Genomic DNA, 16,616 nt, shown 5'->3' with positions numbered 1-16,616 from the left:
CGCAGGATCTTGGCCTCATCGGAGCCGAGACATTGCGCGTCGAAGGCGGCGGAGCCACCGGCCAATTGGCGGTGCATGCCGGTGTCGAGCGTATTCTCTCGGGCCGCGCGCGGCATGTGGCGGTTGTTGGGGTTGATCCCTCTGCCAGCGCCTTGGCAGGTGACAGCATCCGCGAACTTTACGGCTATTCCTTTGACTTTTGGACCGACGGATTGGCTGGCGTGACGGCGACCAGTCTTTATGCACTGTCATGGCAGGCTTTCGCAGCCGGCAACGGCGCAACAGATGCCGATCTGCACGCCGTCACAATGAAGAACCGCAGCAATGCCATGCTGAACCCAAATGCCCATTTGCCCCGGCACCATGAGGTGGGCGAATTTGCAGCCTCTCCCATGATCGCATCGCCCTATTGCCGGCTGCATTGCTCTCCTCTTAGCGATGGGGCGGCGGCGTTGATCCTTTCCAGCGTTGACGCAGCGCCTGACGCGCGGCGCAAAGTGGCGCCCCGGATCACCGGGATAGGGGCAGCGTCCGATCTGCCGGGCTTAGGTCACCGCGCAGACCCCGGCCAATTCGCAGCCAAGTCCCGCGCCGCGGAGAGGGCGCTGCAAATGGCCGGGATATCCGCGTCCGACATCGCCGTGTCCGAAGTCTATGACGCCTACGCTGGCGCCGAGTTGCAAGCCATCGCTGCACTCGGTCTGGCTGAGGACCCCCTTCAAGCCTCACGCAATGGCGACTTCGCTCCGGGCGGCCTCTGCCCTATCAATCTCTCTGGTGGTTTGATGGGCCAAGGTGCTCCGGTTGGCGCCACGGGCGTCGCCCAAACCGCAACCTGCGCCCTGTTGCTTGAGGGTCGCTACCACAGCGGCTTGCAACCGGACCGCCCCTTGGGCCACGCGCTGGCAGACACCCATGGCGGCGTTGGTACCACCTGTGCTGTAACCACCCTGAGCGCGGGAGTATCGGCATGAAACGGCAAGTGAACCTCGACTACACCCTTGGGGCGGGATGGCTGACCCCGTGGCTTGACGGATTGCGCGATGGCAAGGCTGTGGCATCGACCTGCACGGCCTGCGACACGGCACATTTCCCACCCCTTCGCGCCTGCCCAACCTGCCGACAAAACACTGACGGATGGCGCACGTTAAACGGGACTGCGAAGGTCCTGTTCCGCACCAATGGCACGGACGGCGACATCGCCATGGTACAATTCGACGGTGCAACCAGCGCCTGCATCGCCCGCGCGGACACCCTGCCAGAGGGCACAACCCGGTGTGCCCTGACCACCAGCACCGATGACCCGCCGACCCCTACCCTCAAAGCGGAGCCCACTCCATGAGCGACTACCTCCAATCCCTCAATACCGACGCGCTGACCGTTCTGCATTTGGAACGGGATCCTTCAGGCGGATACCAGATCAAATGGCCCGCTGATTACAATATCTACACCGCAACCGTCGGCCGCTTTCTCGATCCTCAAGACCGCGACAAACCTGCGATGATCTTTGAGGACAGCGATGGCCAAACCACCATCCAAAGCTTCGCCCAAGTCGACGCCGCGGCCACCAACCTTGCCGCTGAACTGCGCGCCATGGGCTACGGCAAAGGCGATCCCATCGCCCTGCACACCGGGCAACACCCTGACACGGGCATCGCCCACATGGCGATTGCCAAACTAGGTGCCATCGCCGTAACCCTATCGCAGCTCTATGGCCCCGACACGCTCGCCCACGCATTGAACGATTGCCGGGCGTCCGTAATTCTGACCAGCCGCGACGCATGGGAACCTTTGCGCGGCGAAGACTTCCCCCACCTGCGCCATGTCATGATGCGCGACCCAAGCGCTGATGATCTTGATCTCGGCGCTGCCATGACGAATCCTGCGACGGGTTTCACCCCCGAGCTTGGCGGCGCCGATGACCCGGCCCTGCTGATGTACACCTCTGGTTCCACCGGCAAACCCAAGGGTATTATGCACGGCCACCGCGTTTTGGCCGCCTATACGCCTTCGATCAATTTGTTCTTTAACCGCGCACAGGATGACCCGGACGCGGTTTATTGGTCGCCCTCTGACTGGGCGTGGGTCGGCGGGCTGCTCGATATGCTGTTTCCGGCGTGGATGGCGGGGCGGCCTGTGGTGACATCACTTGAACGGTTCTCAGCAGACTACGCCTATCAATTCATGAGCCGCCACAACGTCACCCACACCTTTCTCGCCCCTACGGCCATCAAACGCCTTGCCCAGCACCCTGATCCGCGCGGTGATCACGACTTGTCGCTGCGCATCATCTGTACAGGTGGCGAAGCATTGGCTGCAGAAACCCTCAGCTGGTCTGAGGACAAGCTCGGCGTGGTCTGCAACGAATTTTACGGTATGACTGAGGTCAATCACCTGATCGGCAATTGTGCAGCCTTGTTCCCTCGCCGCCCCGGTTCCATGGGCCGCGCATATCCCGGTCATAAGGTGTTATTGGTTGATGGTGATGGTCAAGAAGTGGCAGACGGCGAACCCGGTGAGGTCGTGACACCGCATACCTCTCCTACGCGCTTTCTCGGCTACTTCAATAATGCCGAGAAAACCGCCGACATGAAGCTCGGGGACTATTGGCGGACCCATGATCTGGCTGTGCGCGATGCGGATGGGTATTTTTGGTACAAAGGTAGGTCCGACGATCTTATCAAGTCTTCAGGCTTTCGCATCGGCCCAGCAGAGGTTGAGGAATGTCTGCTATCCCATCCCGCCGTCGCCGAGGTCGCGGTGATCGCCAAACCAGACGCGGATCGAGGGGCCATTGTGAAGGCCATCGTCAGCACGCGGTCCGGCTTTGAGGTAAGCGATGCATTAGCGCAAGACTTGAAAGATCACGTCAAAACACGCCTTGCCGGATACAAAGCGCCTAGAGAAATCGACTTTGTGCAGAAATTCGAGATGACGTCCTCAGGCAAAATAAATCGTCGGATCCTGCGGGATGCCGAAACCGCCAAAGCAAAGACATCTGCATTGAAGCAGTAGCGCAGGCCTGACGGCGCAGCTGCGTCTTTATAGCCGATCTTGCTAGGGCTTCGGCGTGATAATCGCATTCGCAAGGAGGAGCGGGACATCTTAAAAATTGTTCCGGGTTGGGATGAACGATAGACGAACCCTATGATCATCCCACCCTATGATCATCCCAGCTGATTTGCCGCGCCAGAAAGGTCTTAGCTATCCACGTGAGGTGACTACCTACACGGTCTGGAAGTATCATTGGTTCGCCCTAAATACAGCGGATGCCTTCAGCCTACGATGCGATTACACCGCGGAAATGACAGCATGAAGTTAACCAATAGTCAGACCTCGCGCCGCCATAAACAATTTGGCAATACCCTTGTTGGCGATACCCCTAACAGGGTTTGATATTCCCGATTCCCCAGACGTTGAAACGTCAAAACTATAAGGTCACGCACACATGCATTCATTATTCCATGACCTCGGCGCGCGCGTTCCCCTGATTCAATCCCCAATGGCAGGTGCGCAAGACGAAGAATTAGCGATTGCAGTGGCACAAGCAGGCGCAATTGGGTCGATCCCATGCGCGAATTTGACGCCGCAAGACCTTCAACAGTCGGCAACACGGTTTCAGGGTGCCACAACAGGCCCCTTGAACGTCAATTTCTTTTGCCACCCAGTCACGCAGCGCGATCCACAACGCGAGGCGCTTTGGTTCAACGAACTAAACGAATATTACGACGATCTGTCCCTTACGCCAGATTACCCGACAAACGCGTATCCCCGCGCGTTAGACTCAGACATGGTGGACGTGGTCTGCGCTGTCAAACCCGCCATCGCCAGTTTTCATTTCGGGCTACCGACGGCTGCATTTATGAACCGCATTCGCGCGACCGGCGCCATAATCATCGCAACCGCGACCACGGTGCAAGAGGCGCTCTTTTTACAAGACAACGGATGCGATGCCGTAATCGCACAAGGCCAAGAGGCCGGAGGGCATCAAGGTGTCTTCTTGCAGATGGACGCCACAAACCGGTTACCGACATTGGACCTTGTCGCACAAATATCGGCAATGCTAAGCATCCCGACCATCGCAGCAGGCGGCATTTCAGATCGGACTGGGATCAAAGCCGCCCTCGCGGCCGGCGCTTCAGGCGTGCAAATGGGCACTCGGTTTTTGAAATCCACCGAATCCAAGATCACCCCTCTTCACCGCAGCATCCTCGAAGGTTCCGAGCAACGGGAAACCACGATCACCAACGTTTTCACAGGACGGCCTGCGCGGGGCTTTGTGAACAAATTGATACGTGACATTGGCCCGATGAATGCCAATGTCCAGGCCTTCCCTTTGGCAGTTTCAGCATTGTCCCCGCTTAAGTCTGCGACCGAAGGGTCAGAGGACTTCGTTTCACTTTGGGCAGGCCAAAACTGGCAAACCGGCGAAACAAAACCAGCACGGGACATCGTCCATGATCTTGCACCAGCCTTTGATCCAAATTGAAGGCGCAAAGGCTCACCTTTATGCCTCAAGGTGAGCCAAATTGCTCGCCACAAATAGTTGCGCTTTTATCCGAAGATATAAACGTCATTTTGTTGCAGTCGGGGCATGGACTTAGGCACCGTAAAACACGTCTCCAAGTGTTGCGGAACATCACCAAATCACAAATCCATTGTCCGAACGGGCTGCGATCAGCGGCCATGTCCGAGCGGTGCGCAATGGCCAATTCATCAAGGAATCTGCGGCCATGATGCTTGCGGATGCCGCGAGGCCTGCGGCGTCGGCGATGCTTTGGCAGATGGCGTTAATATTTTTCGGCACGGCCATTTTTGAAGTAGGCATATCGTTTCAGGTGTCGACCTTTTCAAAAGCGGATTGCTTGTGTGCAAAGGTTACAAAATACCCGAAAAACGTCTTGGACGCGCGTAACAATTCCCAAAACGAACCGATTGTCGTCGAAGGGATGTTCATCGAAATCATCCTGGCATCGATTGCGTGTTCTTTCAGTCATACGTTGATCGCCGGAGGCGACATGTCGCCAGAAACCAGATTCCCATTGATTAAGAAGACGTTGGTTGTTCCCGTAATTTACGCTCCGGACTCCTGAAAGCGACGGATGGTTGACAGAACTGTGTACACAAACCTACAAATATCCAACATTTTTTATTTTGCGGAACATAAATGCTCTTCTCCAGTAAAAATTCCGACGACAGCACGATCGTAGAACTGCTCGCGTCTTCTTTGCGGCGCGATATTGCGTTTGGAACATTGCTGCCTGATCAGAAGCTCAAGATTAACGAATTGCGCACGCGGTATGGGGGGTCGAACCACTCGATGCGTGAAACGTTGCGAATACTGTCGACCGAAGGGTTGGTCGAAGCCACAGCACAACGAGGGTTTCGCGTCACTTCGGCTACCGAAGACGACGTACGCGACATTTTGATGGTCCGCTTTGAGGTCGAAAAGGTCGCGCTATCGCGATCCATCGCATTGGGGGATGTGGCATGGGAAGGCCGCGTGATGGCCGCGCATCACGCATTACAAAAAGCCGAAGCTCAAGCCGCAACAAACCCCGATGACCTTGTTGCACTCGAATGGGACGAGGCGTGCCGTGCGTTCTCTTATTCCTTGATCGCGGCCTGCGACAGCCCGCGCCTGATCGACCTGCACCGCAAATTTTTTGACCAAAGTCGGCGTTTCAGGCTCGCTCAGATGCGCGAAGGGCGATTGGATTGGGATGCGCGTAAGGCCCGTCAGCAAGGGTTGTTGACGGCCGTTCTGGACCGCAACGAAGCCGCCGCACTGACGCTTTTGAAAAGGGACGTCGAAGCAGAATTGCGACATTAAAATAATTTGAGTGATCATAATGGGAGGAAACCATGACACTTTTTAACCGCCGTACGGCACTTGCCCTAATGGGTGGAACCGTAGCCGCGTCTGGGTTGGCAGCGCCTGCCTTGGCCGCGAACAAAAAGATCAAAGTTGGCGCGCTGCGCTTTACGTCGCACTCTGGCAATTTCGTCGGGTTTGAACGGGGGTACTTCGCGGACGCGGGGCTTGATGTGGAATTTGAATTTTTCCAAGCTGCACAACCGATGGCCGTCGCAATCGCTTCGGGCGATATTGATTATGCGGTTACTGCTGTGTCTGGTGGTTTGATCAATTTGGCCGACAAAGGCGCGATCAAAGTGATCGGCGGCGCGCTCAGCGAGGAAGCCGGCATTGATGGGCAGAAATACCTGATCTCGGATGCGTCCTATCAGGCGGGTATCAAAACGCTGAAGGATCTGGACGGCAAGAAATATGCGGTCACGCAAGCAGGGTCTTCATTCCATTACATGGGCTCCAAAATGGCCGCAGCCGAAGGCATCGATCTGCGCTTTACACCTTTGCAAAAAGTAGGCGCGATCATTGGTGCGATGAAATCCGGCCAAGTCGACGCGTGGTCCATCGTGCCGCACCTTGCCAAACCGTTGGCCAAAGCGGGCGCGTGGCATATGGTTGCAAACGTTTCCGATTACATCCCTGACTATCAGGTGACGACAGTCTTTACGTCGGCCAAAAATGCGGCAGACGAGCGTGGTCAAACCGAAGCCTTCCTTAACGGCTTTTCTAAGGGCGTTGACGACTATGCGGCTGCAATGATCGACAAGACTGCCGATCAAGAAGAGATGATCGATCTGATCCACAAGTATGTCTACACGGACCGCGAACGTGCCAAAGCGGCGCCATCGATTGTCAATGGCACAATGCGCATCAATTCTGGCGCTGCGTTGAACATTGCATCGATCAAAGATCAGCTTGCGTGGTTCCAGTCTGAAGGTCTGGTTGATGCTGGCATCTCTATCGATCAGCTTGTCGACACGTCCTACGTGGACGTCATCGGGGCGTAATCAACCTCTCTCGGACAGGGGTGGCAGGTGGCCGTCCCTGTTTGTTTCGGCAAAGGGTTTTTCATGGACATTCGTCTGGATGGTATCGGCCATTCCTATGACAATTTTGAGGTGATGCGAGATATCTCGCTGGACATTTCCAGCGGGCAGATCGTGTGCATTGTCGGCCCTTCGGGGTGTGGCAAGTCAACACTGTTGCGCTTTATCGGTGGGCTGGAACGCCCCAAAACAGGGCGTGTTTTACAGATGGGCGAAGTCCCCAAAGGGTGTTTGAACCCGCTCACCTTTATATTCCAAGACTTCGCCCTGCTGCCTTGGCGGTCTGTCTCGGGTAATATCTCGTTAGTATTAGAGGATCACGGGATCAAAGGCGCTGCCGCCAAAGAGATCATCGCAGATGTCCTTGCGCGCACCAAATTGACTGACTTTGCCAAAGCTCTGCCCAAGCAATTGTCAGGCGGTATGAAACAACGCGTTGCAATTGCGCGCGCCCTCGCGGTGAACCCTGCCGTGATGCTGATGGACGAACCCCTGTCGGCGCTCGACAGCCAAACGCGCGAGCTGTTGATGGACGATCTGGTCGAACTGTGGACCCGTCAGCCTTTCACTGCCGTCTATGTCACACACAATCTGGCCGAGGCCGTGCGTCTGGGTCACCGCGTCGTTGTATTGTCCCGCAGGCCGGGCCAAATCCGCGAAATCGTTGATATCGACAAACCGCTGTCCGAACGTGAATTTGGCGACGCCGACCTCGACAAAGCGCAAAAACATCTTTGGCAATTGATGCGCGAAGAAGCCCGCGCGGCAGATTCGGAGTTGCTCCATGGATGACACCGGAAAATCAGTCGCCTTTCGCGGCGGCGGCTTTGCCCCTAAATCGCGCCGTTGGGTTGGCGTTTTTGTTTTTGTGACCCTGATCCTTGTGACGGAATGGGGCACGCGCGCAGGCTGGATATCGGCATTGTCTTTGCCGCGCCCTTCGGACGTCTTAGAAACCTTTCGCCAGCTGCATGACAGCGGGCTGTTGTATCAACATCTTTGGCCCAGTCTTTCGCGTCTGACCGTTGGCGCGATCTTTGGCGTCAGTATCGGGATTTCCGTCGGAATTTTGATTGGTTTGTTCTCATATGTGCGCTCAGGGCTTGTGCCCGTTGTGGCGGCGATCTTTCCAATCCCAAAAATTGCTTTGTTGCCGCTGTTCGTGATTTGGTTTGGGATTGGCGAAGGGTCAAAATACGCGCTGATCGCCTTTGGTACTTTCACGCCAACCGTCGTGGCGACCTATGGTGCTGTTGATAACGTGGATCGCACGTTGATCCGTATGGGCCAGAGTTTTGGCCTATCGTGGTGGTCTATCGTGCGCAAAATCGTGTTGCCGGGTGCGATGCCAGGTATCTTATCGGGTCTTCGGATCAGCCTTGCCATCGCGATCATCTTGTTGGTCGCGGCTGAGATGCTGGGCGCGGAATATGGTATCGGGGCGTATATCCTTGAAGCGGGGTCTTTGTATGATCTTGAACGATTGTTTGCAGGCGTCGTGATCCTGTCGTTGCTTGGCGTTCTGGTCAGCACGGTGATTGGTATGGTCGAACGGCGCCTGCTGGGTTGGCGGACCTGATGCTCAAGCCTGAACAGAGTGCAAACCGTGCGGCATTAACAAAAGGGGAGCACCCAGTGAAATTTTACTTTGTCCAAGCAAAGCAAAATGCAGCCGTTTGAAATTTCACCCAAGAAAACAACGAAGTTGGGTTTGAACATTTGTACCCAAACGAAGTTTAGAGAGAGACAGAAAATGAAACACCTCTTAAAAACAGTTATCGCAGCGTCAACGCTTGTGGCGATTTCGACCTCGGCCTTCACTTAGGAACGGAACACCTATAAATCTGCGAAAACCACATCGTCCTACTATCAGACGGGCGTGCAGACTTCCGAAGCCATGCGTGCGGAAACCGATGGTGGCGTTGTCGTGACCGTCGAAGAAAGCCTGGCTCTGTTCAGAACGTCATCAAAGTCCGCGCACGTGGCGGCGATTACGTGTTCACAACACCGCCTGCCCTTGTTGGCTTGGCCCAGCGTGGTGCCGCGATGTTCGAGGGCAAAGGCGACTCTGCATTTGATGAAATCCGTGCGTTGTTCCCAATTCCGTCCCTGACGATGCATTTCGTTGTGTTGTAGGACAGCGGCGTCGAAATATTTGCAGATATGGAAGGTAAAACCATTCTGCTAGGCAACGGTTCTTTTGGGGCGCGCGAGGGCGAAAAATACCTTGGTCTGTTTGGTCTTGAAGGCAAAGTAACGCTGACAGATTCCGAACTGTCCAATGCGGTTGATGCCCTAAAGAACGGCCAAATTGATGGGTTTGTCACAGCCGGGTCCTACCCCGCGTTAAACGTGATCGAAGCTGCGGCGATTTCGACAACATCCCTGCCCGTCGTTGCCTACACCAAAAGCGCAATGAGCGACGACACAGCCTACTTGCTGACCAAAACGTTTTGGGAACAGCGCGACGACATGGGCAGTGCTGCGGCATGGTGGAATGGCATCAGCCCGGACATGATCGCGAACATCACCGACGCGCATCGCTTATATCAAAGATAGCGCCCGGTTGATCGGATCGGGCGTTAAGTCGGGAAACTTAGCATGCTGAAAAACAGTACTCAAACGCTGTGGGCCTTGTTGGGTCTTTTGATGATCGTGGCGCATCTGGGGCTTATCTTTTACGGATTGGTCCCGAATTTAGTGTCGCGCCCATTGCACTTGGCGATGATTCCACCGGGGGTTTTTCTGTTTAAATCATCCGGGCCGTGCAGTTATCTGCCAATTTAGCGATTACGATTGTTGGCATTATTTGCTGCCTTTGGATCGCGTTGAACCATCAAAACCTCAAGAACCAATACGGTTTCCTCGAAGGCCACACACAAACGCTCATGGCGATTCTCCTGCTGGCAATCGTGATGTAGGGCGCGCGCCGCATGATCGGTTGGCCACTGCCGACAGTAGCAGCATTAATGTTGGCCTATGGCCTGTTCGGCAAACATATTCCGGGCGAGTTCGGCCATTCTGGCACGCCATTGGGCAGTTTCCTCGGGATGCTCACAATCGCCGAAGGTGGCATTTGGGGCAGCCTCACGGGTGTTTCGGTTGGAGTTGTGTCCGTCTTTGTTATTTTCGGGGCCGTCTTGAACGCAGGCGAAGCAGGCCAAGGATTCATGAATGTCGCCAACGCCGCTGCGGGTCGCTTGCGCGGCGGTGCTGCCAAGGTGTCGGTGCTGTCTTCTGCGCTCTTTGGTTCGATCTCGGGATCGGCCTCGGCCAATGTGGCATCCACGGGCGCTGTGGCATTGCCCGCGATGACCAAGCTTGGGTATCCCAAACGCCTTGCCGCCGCGGTCGAGGCCGTCGCCTCCTCAGGTGGCCAAATCATGCCACCGTTGATGGGCGCGGGCGCGTTCGTGATGGTCGAACTCACGGGCGTTCCCTACACCGACATCATGTTCGCCGCGATTTTACCTGCCATCCTGTTCTTTGTGGCCGTCTGGCTGGGGATCGATGCCTATGCGACCCGCTATGACCTCAAGGAAGTGCCTGCTGATCAACGGCCACACCGGCGCGATGTAATCGTAACATCAGCCTTCTTTGCAATCCCGTTCACAGTGCTGCTGGTCTCAATGTTCGCGTTCAAATACACTCCGCAATATTCAGCCGCCTTGGCCATTTTTGTGGGGCTGATTGCATTGTTGTTCAACGGAAAGACCGGGCTAGATCTGAAACTCGGGTTTGAGCGTTTGGGCACAGCCTGCCTGAATGCAGGGCGTCAAATCGCAATGATCGGGTCAATCATCATCTGCGCCTCAATCGTGATCGGGGTCCTTGGCATCACAGGGCTTGGCGTCAAACTGACCTCGTTTATCGTGTCAGGATCGGGTGGTTTGCTTTGGCCGTCCCTGTTATTGACGGCGCTTGCGTGTCTCTTGCTTGGGATGGAGGTGCCCACCACAGCCGCCTACGTCATCTGCGTCTCGGTTGCAGGTCCGGCGCTGATCGACCTTGGATTGGAACCGCTTCAGGCGCACCTGTTCGTGTTCTGGTTTGCGCTGCTGTCAACGATCACACCGCCGGTGTGCGGGGCCGTGTTTATCGCGGCCGGCATGGTCGGTGAAAACTGGTTGAAGGTGGCACTCAGCGCTATGGCGCTTGGCATTGGCCTTTACATTATTCCGCTTGGCATGATCGCAAACGCTGACATCATTCGACTGCAATCAAACCCATTCGGATCGGGCTTGGCGTTTGTGCAAATGGCCATCGGGCTTGGGTGTCTATCTTTTGGCGTTATTTCCAATTTCAACGGTCTTATCAGAATTCTTCTAGGCCTGTTGGGTATCGGAATTATCTTTGCACGCCTGTTTCTTTGAACAAGGCTAAACCGCGCCTAAGTTTTGTGTCTTGAGTGCTCAAAGCACCCCGTCAGCGACCCATTTTTCGACCAGATCGCGGCTGGCTTCAAAATGCATGCTGTCCTCGCGCGAAAATCCCGCACCCCAATACCAACCTTCGGTGCGGAAAAAGTCAGCAATAATGGTCAATCCAAGTTGGGTTTTCCCATCGCCCAGCCGGTCAAGTTTGCCATCAATGTTTAGGTCGAGTGATAGGCCAAACGCATGGGTCGAGGTCCTCCCCGGCGCCCCACGAATGTGGCGCACGCACAAAGCACCTGCTGTGTTGATCCGTTCATAAAGATCGGGATCCGTGTCTTTGATCTTTTCGAATACCCGCGTCAGGGAATCCAGTGCGGGTTGTTGCATGGTGACGCGAATGGGGCCGACGCGCGCGGTTTTCAACTTGGCCTTTAGACGAGTGTTCGTCATCGACTGACATTCCGACGTCATGTTGGCGCGCGGCTTACCAAAGACACCTTCCAAATATGAGGGCGACGCGATTTTCATGCCTTTGTTCAAGTTCCGACGGTTCGCGATCAAAACAGTTTGAGCGTAGGCGTCGATGATGTCGTTACCACCGTCACTGATAAATTCGCCTTGTTCTTGCTGCCCGCCTTGAGGCGCTGTGCTGGTGGGCGCGCGGCTGATATTTTGGATGCGATTTTCCAATTCCGCGACCTTGGAATTCATAGCTTCGTTCTGCGCGATCATGGCTTCGATTTGTCCACGCAGAACCTCAATTTCGATACGGGCGCCGCTGTCGATTGCGGGGCCAGCGAATTCGGTATCTCCGTCGGTTTCATAGCGGATTTCAGGCGTCGGGCGCAGCTGGAAATAGATCAGGACGCCAAGTGCGACGACGATCACACCCATGACGCCCAGAATGATTGGAATAACGCCTTTTTCCATTTTGCCTAGCTTTGCCTTTATTCAAAAATCGGTGTCAGTGAATGTCGACCACAATGATCGAGATATTGTCAGCCCCGCCGCCCTCAAGCGCAAGGTGCAGCAGAGTTTCGGCTACGGTTTCGATGGGTTCAGAACTAAGTAGTTTGCGCAATGTCTCGAAGGTCGCGTATTTGGTCAGCCCGTCCGAGCACAGTAAAAAGCGGTCGCCGGGGAAAATCTGGCCGCGGATTTTTTCTAATTCTAGCTCTTCGCCGACACCGACTGCGCGAGTGATTGCATTGGATTGCGGGTGCTGTTCGGCTTCGTCCCACGTCATCTCGCCCGCCAACACCAGATCAGCCACATAGGAATGATCGGTGGTTAGCATCTCGATTTCGCCCGCTTGCAGACGGTAAAGACGGCTGTCACCAGCCCAGAATGCCGCAAAGTGGCCTTCGGCGATGGCAAATGTCACGACAGTTGACCCGATGGTGACCCCGCCTTGCGCCGCGCTTTCGGCCAGAATGCGAGTGTGGGATTGGTCCAATGTTTCACGCAGCGCGGCAAGCAATTGCAGCGGCTCAAGCGTCGGGTCGATCATCGCAACGCTGTCCACCACAGTCTGGGAAGCAAAGTCGCCGCCTGCGTGCCCGCCCATACCGTCGGCCACCACCCAAATGCGTTGATCAGGCAGGGCAAGGATACTGTCTTCGTTTACCTTGCGTTTGTGACCCACATGGGTGGATGCGGAATAGCGGATTGAAGTCATATTGTGTCCATCACGCTAGATGCGTTCCATAAGGCTGGGGAGAGATCAAAGAGGCTGCGCAATGCGCGCCCTTCCGGCAGACCGGGTGTGGCGCGCATGCGGTAATCGTCTTGCATCTGCGTCGACCACAATGCGGATGCCGCCCCGACACTTTGGGTCAGCGTTTGGACGGCGACGGCTTTTGAAAATGGAACCGTCCCGGCGTACGGCAAGCTTGTGGGCATGGGCGCGCTGGATGGTGCGACGCTGACCCCTGCAAGCGCTGTGGTCAGACTGCCGCGGGTCGCGTGGTCTTCCAAAGCGTTTAACGCAATGGTTTCGAGCTGCTGAAAAACGGCACCATTTGCATAGTGCGACATGACTGTATTGGGGGCGTCGTGCAGTGCAGCAAGGGTCAGCGGATATTGCCGCCCGACCCTGTCCACAGAGGCCATAAGAATGCCTGTCACGCACTGCGCGCCAGCAAGCCCAGCAGGCAGCGTAAAGCGCCAGATCGGGGCAGACAGATAGGCGTCATTCCAGCCCTCGCCCAATTGGTTGCGGATATCCAGCAGGCTGGTCTGCAACCACGTGTCCCACGGCTGAATAAAACCCGAAGGCAAATTAACCCTTAGGAAATCGCCCATACCGGGGATCTTGCCGAATGCGCCAAACCCCTGTGACATCAGAACGACTTGGGGCAGCTGAATTTGCCCATGGCGGGCAAGGCAAATGGGTTCAACACCGATCCGGATTGTAACGTGAAGATCGCGAAACGGCTGCCAATCTTGAATACAACACGGTTACGGTCGCTGACATTTGTGCGGCGCACTTCCGCGGCACTCAGCAACCGGAACCACGCCCATGGCCCGTCGCGGGTGATCGCATTTGTGTTGTTGTTGACCGGTGGTTGCATCACGATCCGCGCCGACCCAACAGCGCCAGGCCATGTCACAGCAGTCGGTTTTGGGGCGACGGTGTGTGCGTATTTGACCTCGGTTCCATCGATATCAAGGGTGACGTCCAGGGCATCGGGGGCCAGTGCCTCGGGCGTGATTTGGAAGGTGATAGCGGGGTTCGCAGCACCTGCAAAAAATGCATCGCGGATTTCAGCGGCATATTGGAATTGCTGCAACACTGCGGGGCTGATCCCAAGATCAGTGTCGTTCACCCGTTTCCAAGCCCATGGCCGCGCGCTTGTATCGACGTAATCGCGCAAGTTGTCGTTAAAGAAACCGTCAATCAAGCCGTTTGGCGCAAACAACCGGGAAAAATCGCCCATAGCGACATCCGCCTTGGCACCGCGCGTGAACGGATAGCGGTTGTCCAACGCTTGACCACAGAAGGGTAAGACCTGAGATTGCCATTGCGCATTGATCGAAGACCGCGTGCCATCAGCGGCAATGCCGGAAGAACCGGAGGATACTTGCGTCGACCAACGTTGGATTGGCCCCGGTAAACGGTTGGCCAGTTCTTGGAAACGCACGATGGCTGAGGCCTCTCCGGCCCCAGCCCCTGCCCCACCAGCAAAGCTCAGCTTGTTGAGCTCTTGATAAACTTCGGTCAGCCGCGCCATCAACTCGTCAAGCTGCGAAGGTTGGCCCTCTTGCCCCGCCACAAGGGTTTGCAACCACTCGAAACGCTCTTCGACGAACTCGCCGGGCTTCTTGGGCGGCGGGCCCTGTTCTCCGGATTCGGTGACGCCTTGGCTAAGCGCGCGCAGCAGCAGTTGGCTGCGGCTAGAAAGCGTCGATTGCAGCTCAATGGCGGCGACGTCACTGGCGCCTTGTTGCAACCCCGATGTGTCGACCCCAAGTGTGCTGCGTTCTTCGGTCAGCCGGGTTTCGCTTGCCACGGCTTTCAAGATGTTAACGAGTGGCGATGTTGGGCCGGACAGTACATTGGTCACCTCGACAGCGTGGCTGAGGCTTTCCAATGGAATAATGTCGATGTCCCCAAGAATTTGGTCATAACGCGAGATATAGTCGGAGTAATAAAGATCCAACACATCTCGGCTCATTGCGATCAAAGCCGTTTCAGTTTGTTCGCTTGCACCGCGTTCGCCAAGGACCCAGCTTTCGCTTTGCAAACGTTGGGCGACGCCAAGGGCTTCGTCTAGGAAGACGTCATTGAAACCTTCATAGGTAAAGATGCCTTCGATGCCTTCATTTAGCTGCTTTCCACTGGAACGCACGATGACCCGGCTGATCGCTGGCCCGCCAATGTCGGTAAGGCGCCATTGTGGCAGCGCCTTGGCGCGGGGGGCATTGATGATGCTGTTGTAGACCCGTTGGGCCAATGGCATTTCCGACAACAGGCCCTGAATTTGTTCAACCAGCGGGCCGTTCAATGCGATTTCATCCAATGGAGCGTCCAGCATCGTTTCAAGGTGCTGTGTCAAGCTGGTGCGCAATGCGTCACGGCCACTACCCTGATAGGCAACGGACCAATCCAGTTCCATCCACTCTTTGATCAAGGCGGTGTTCATCGGCCCTTGTTGGCCTAGCATCAGATAGATTTTCAGGCTTTCATACAGAAAGTCAGCGTTGTTCATGTTGGCCTGCATCTGCTCCTCAAGACGCAACAACAGGCGCGGCAACAAGTGTTCGTTCAAAGCGGCGCGATAGGATTGGCTGGCTTGGTTGCCAACGACCTTGCCCTGATACAGCCCAAAGGTAAGCGCGCGTTCTGGGTCGGGATCGCCTGCGGCTGGGTTTGCGGGCAAGCCGCGCAATGTGTCAAGGGCCGGCACGATGCCCGGCAGATCGCTGTCTTGGATAGGACCACTCGGGATGTCCGAGGCCTGTGCGCGGTAGGTGTCGACGCTTTCGGTCGCTTGAGCCAAAAGTGCCGCGTTGCCCAGATAACTGCGCGCCCAAACGGCTGTCATGCCAATACCGCCAATAACGGCAGCGGTGATCGCGATATACTTGGTCCAGCGATAACGGCGTTCGACTTTGTCATCGGCGCTGACAAGGCCAGCCTCGGGGAACATCACCCCTTCAAACAGTCGGGTCAGAAAGAACGAGCGCCCCGTGCCGCGCCCGGTGCCGATGGCTTGGCGTCCGATGCCAAAGGTGCGCGCCATGCCCATCATCAGACGGTCAATTGGCGTGCCTTCTTGGGTTCCGGACGCGAAATAGACACCCCGCAGCAAGTGGCGTTTTTCAAAACGGTTGTCCTGAAAAACTTCGCCCAAAAAGCTGCGCGCGGTCGTGCGAACAGAGGCAAATTGCGACGGAAAGCTGGAAATCAGCGCGCGACGCTGATGGTCGGTTTCTTGCTGCATCCGCTCCAAAGACTGGGAATTCAATTGCCCCAAAAGCAGGCTGAATTCTTCATCAAAGGCAGCAACCGGAGAAAGCTCTCCCTTGGTTTTCTTTGGCAAGGGCAGGGTGAAACCCCAGACCTGTTCGCGTTCTTCTTTGCCCATGTTGTCGTAAAATTCAGTAAAGCCCGCGATCAGATCGGACTTTGTGAACATGATATAAACGGGAAAGCGCACGCCAAGTTTTTCGCGCAATTCGTGCAGACGGCGACGGATCGCGGCGGCGTGGCTTTTTTGGCTCGCCTCGTCCTGCAAAGACAGATCTGACAAAGACACAGCCACAATCGCACCGTTGATCGGCTGGCGTTTGCGGTTTTTCTTGAGCATCTTAAGAAAA

At 55.9% G+C, this 16,616-nt stretch carries 16 protein-coding genes and 1 pseudogene; 11 read left to right on the top strand and 6 right to left on the bottom strand.

Going from position 1 to position 16,616, the window contains the following annotated elements:
* The 4 genes from ABJF76_RS05000 to ABJF76_RS04985 form a co-directional block, all read left to right on the top strand.
* Positions 1-974: thiolase family protein (locus ABJF76_RS05000; RefSeq protein ID WP_413822529.1), on the top strand; the 974-nt coding region annotated here is incomplete at its 5' end.
* A complete protein-coding gene (locus tag ABJF76_RS04995; RefSeq protein WP_413820016.1) occupies positions 971-1,342 on the top strand; it encodes a Zn-ribbon domain-containing OB-fold protein in 372 nt (123 codons plus the stop codon). The genes ABJF76_RS05000 and ABJF76_RS04995, both read left to right, overlap by 4 nt.
* Positions 1,339-3,015, top strand: a complete 1,677-nt coding sequence (locus ABJF76_RS04990; RefSeq protein WP_413820015.1) for an acyl-CoA synthetase — start codon at positions 1,339-1,341, stop codon at positions 3,013-3,015. The genes ABJF76_RS04995 and ABJF76_RS04990 overlap by 4 nt, the downstream gene beginning before the upstream one ends.
* Before the next feature lie 433 nt (positions 3,016-3,448).
* The gene (locus ABJF76_RS04985; protein WP_413820014.1) at positions 3,449-4,489 is read left to right on the top strand and encodes an NAD(P)H-dependent flavin oxidoreductase; all 1,041 of its coding nucleotides are present in this window, start codon (positions 3,449-3,451) and stop codon (positions 4,487-4,489) included.
* A 142-nt stretch (positions 4,490-4,631) separates the two neighbouring features.
* Here ABJF76_RS04985 and ABJF76_RS04980 read toward each other — a convergent pair.
* A pseudogene (locus tag ABJF76_RS04980) lies at positions 4,632-4,832 on the bottom strand (IS30 family transposase); the annotation flags it as partial.
* Positions 4,833-4,834: 2 nt separating this feature from the next.
* Entirely contained in the window at positions 4,835-4,957 is a 123-nt protein-coding gene (locus ABJF76_RS04975) for a hypothetical protein (RefSeq protein ID WP_413820013.1), read from the bottom strand.
* 210 nt (positions 4,958-5,167) lie between these two features.
* Between ABJF76_RS04975 and ABJF76_RS04970 the strand changes: the two genes are divergently transcribed.
* The 7 genes from ABJF76_RS04970 (at position 5,168) to ABJF76_RS04940 (ending at position 11,291) form a co-directional block, all read left to right on the top strand.
* Positions 5,168-5,833 carry a GntR family transcriptional regulator gene (locus ABJF76_RS04970; protein ID WP_413820012.1) on the top strand — a complete coding sequence of 222 codons (666 nt, stop codon included), beginning with the start codon at positions 5,168-5,170 and terminating at the stop codon, positions 5,831-5,833.
* A gap of 32 nt (positions 5,834-5,865) precedes the next feature.
* Positions 5,866-6,879 (top strand): ABC transporter substrate-binding protein, encoded by a 1,014-nt coding sequence (locus ABJF76_RS04965; protein ID WP_413820011.1) that lies wholly within the window; start codon positions 5,866-5,868, stop codon positions 6,877-6,879.
* 63 nt (positions 6,880-6,942) lie between these two features.
* On the top strand, positions 6,943-7,710 hold the full coding sequence (locus ABJF76_RS04960) for an ABC transporter ATP-binding protein (RefSeq protein ID WP_413820010.1): 768 nt from the start codon (positions 6,943-6,945) through the stop codon (positions 7,708-7,710).
* Positions 7,703-8,497, top strand: coding sequence for an ABC transporter permease (locus ABJF76_RS04955; protein WP_413820009.1), 795 nt, complete (start codon positions 7,703-7,705; stop codon positions 8,495-8,497). Before ABJF76_RS04960 ends, ABJF76_RS04955 begins: the two co-directional genes overlap by 8 nt.
* 416 nt (positions 8,498-8,913) lie before the next feature.
* Positions 8,914-9,054 (top strand): hypothetical protein, encoded by a 141-nt coding sequence (locus ABJF76_RS04950; RefSeq protein WP_413820008.1) that lies wholly within the window; start codon positions 8,914-8,916, stop codon positions 9,052-9,054.
* Between the two features lie 27 nt (positions 9,055-9,081).
* Positions 9,082-9,477 (top strand): hypothetical protein, encoded by a 396-nt coding sequence (locus tag ABJF76_RS04945; protein ID WP_413820007.1) that lies wholly within the window; start codon positions 9,082-9,084, stop codon positions 9,475-9,477.
* Between the two features lie 374 nt (positions 9,478-9,851).
* Positions 9,852-11,291: a TRAP transporter permease gene (locus ABJF76_RS04940; protein ID WP_413820006.1), complete on the top strand. Its 1,440-nt coding sequence runs from the start codon at positions 9,852-9,854 to the stop codon at positions 11,289-11,291.
* A 39-nt stretch (positions 11,292-11,330) separates the two neighbouring features.
* On the opposite strand, the gene ABJF76_RS04935 is transcribed toward ABJF76_RS04940, so the two are convergent.
* The 4 genes from ABJF76_RS04935 to tssM form a co-directional block, all read right to left on the bottom strand.
* The gene (locus ABJF76_RS04935; protein ID WP_413820005.1) at positions 11,331-12,224 is read right to left on the bottom strand and encodes a M15 family metallopeptidase; all 894 of its coding nucleotides are present in this window, start codon (positions 12,222-12,224) and stop codon (positions 11,331-11,333) included.
* A gap of 34 nt (positions 12,225-12,258) precedes the next feature.
* Complete coding sequence (locus ABJF76_RS04930; protein ID WP_413820004.1) at positions 12,259-12,972, bottom strand: PP2C family protein-serine/threonine phosphatase; 714 nt, start codon at positions 12,970-12,972, stop codon at positions 12,259-12,261.
* A complete protein-coding gene (tagF, locus tag ABJF76_RS04925; RefSeq protein WP_413820003.1) occupies positions 12,969-13,637 on the bottom strand; it encodes a type VI secretion system-associated protein TagF in 669 nt (222 codons plus the stop codon). The genes ABJF76_RS04930 and tagF overlap by 4 nt, the downstream gene beginning before the upstream one ends.
* A partial coding sequence (tssM, locus tag ABJF76_RS04920) for a type VI secretion system membrane subunit TssM (RefSeq protein WP_413822528.1) occupies positions 13,637-16,616 on the bottom strand: 2,980 nt, incomplete at its 5' end. The genes tagF and tssM, both read right to left, overlap by 1 nt.

The organism is Tateyamaria sp. (assembly GCF_039940735.1).
GTDB lineage: Bacteria > Pseudomonadota > Alphaproteobacteria > Rhodobacterales > Rhodobacteraceae > Tateyamaria.
The sequence above is the reverse complement of the archived record's forward strand: the minus strand, read 5'-3'. Positions and strand labels throughout refer to the sequence as shown.

Excerpts from the sequence above, each read along its gene's own strand:
- tagF (WP_413820003.1), bottom strand. The coding sequence starts at position 13,637 with ATGTCACAGGGGTTTGGCGCATTCGGCAAGATCCCCGGTATGGGCGAT.
- ABJF76_RS04965 (WP_413820011.1), top strand. The coding sequence starts at position 5,866 with ATGACACTTTTTAACCGCCGTACGGCACTTGCCCTAATGGGTGGAACC.
- ABJF76_RS04955 (WP_413820009.1), top strand. The coding sequence starts at position 7,703 with ATGGATGACACCGGAAAATCAGTCGCCTTTCGCGGCGGCGGCTTTGCC.
- ABJF76_RS04935 (WP_413820005.1), bottom strand. The coding sequence starts at position 12,224 with ATGGAAAAAGGCGTTATTCCAATCATTCTGGGCGTCATGGGTGTGATC.
- ABJF76_RS04945 (WP_413820007.1), top strand. The coding sequence starts at position 9,082 with ATGGAAGGTAAAACCATTCTGCTAGGCAACGGTTCTTTTGGGGCGCGC.
- ABJF76_RS04995 (WP_413820016.1), top strand. The coding sequence starts at position 971 with ATGAAACGGCAAGTGAACCTCGACTACACCCTTGGGGCGGGATGGCTG.
- ABJF76_RS04975 (WP_413820013.1), bottom strand. The coding sequence starts at position 4,957 with ATGAACATCCCTTCGACGACAATCGGTTCGTTTTGGGAATTGTTACGC.
- ABJF76_RS04990 (WP_413820015.1), top strand. The coding sequence starts at position 1,339 with ATGAGCGACTACCTCCAATCCCTCAATACCGACGCGCTGACCGTTCTG.
- ABJF76_RS04970 (WP_413820012.1), top strand. The coding sequence starts at position 5,168 with ATGCTCTTCTCCAGTAAAAATTCCGACGACAGCACGATCGTAGAACTG.
- ABJF76_RS04960 (WP_413820010.1), top strand. The coding sequence starts at position 6,943 with ATGGACATTCGTCTGGATGGTATCGGCCATTCCTATGACAATTTTGAG.
- ABJF76_RS04930 (WP_413820004.1), bottom strand. The coding sequence starts at position 12,972 with ATGACTTCAATCCGCTATTCCGCATCCACCCATGTGGGTCACAAACGC.
- ABJF76_RS04940 (WP_413820006.1), top strand. The coding sequence starts at position 9,852 with ATGATCGGTTGGCCACTGCCGACAGTAGCAGCATTAATGTTGGCCTAT.
- ABJF76_RS04985 (WP_413820014.1), top strand. The coding sequence starts at position 3,449 with ATGCATTCATTATTCCATGACCTCGGCGCGCGCGTTCCCCTGATTCAA.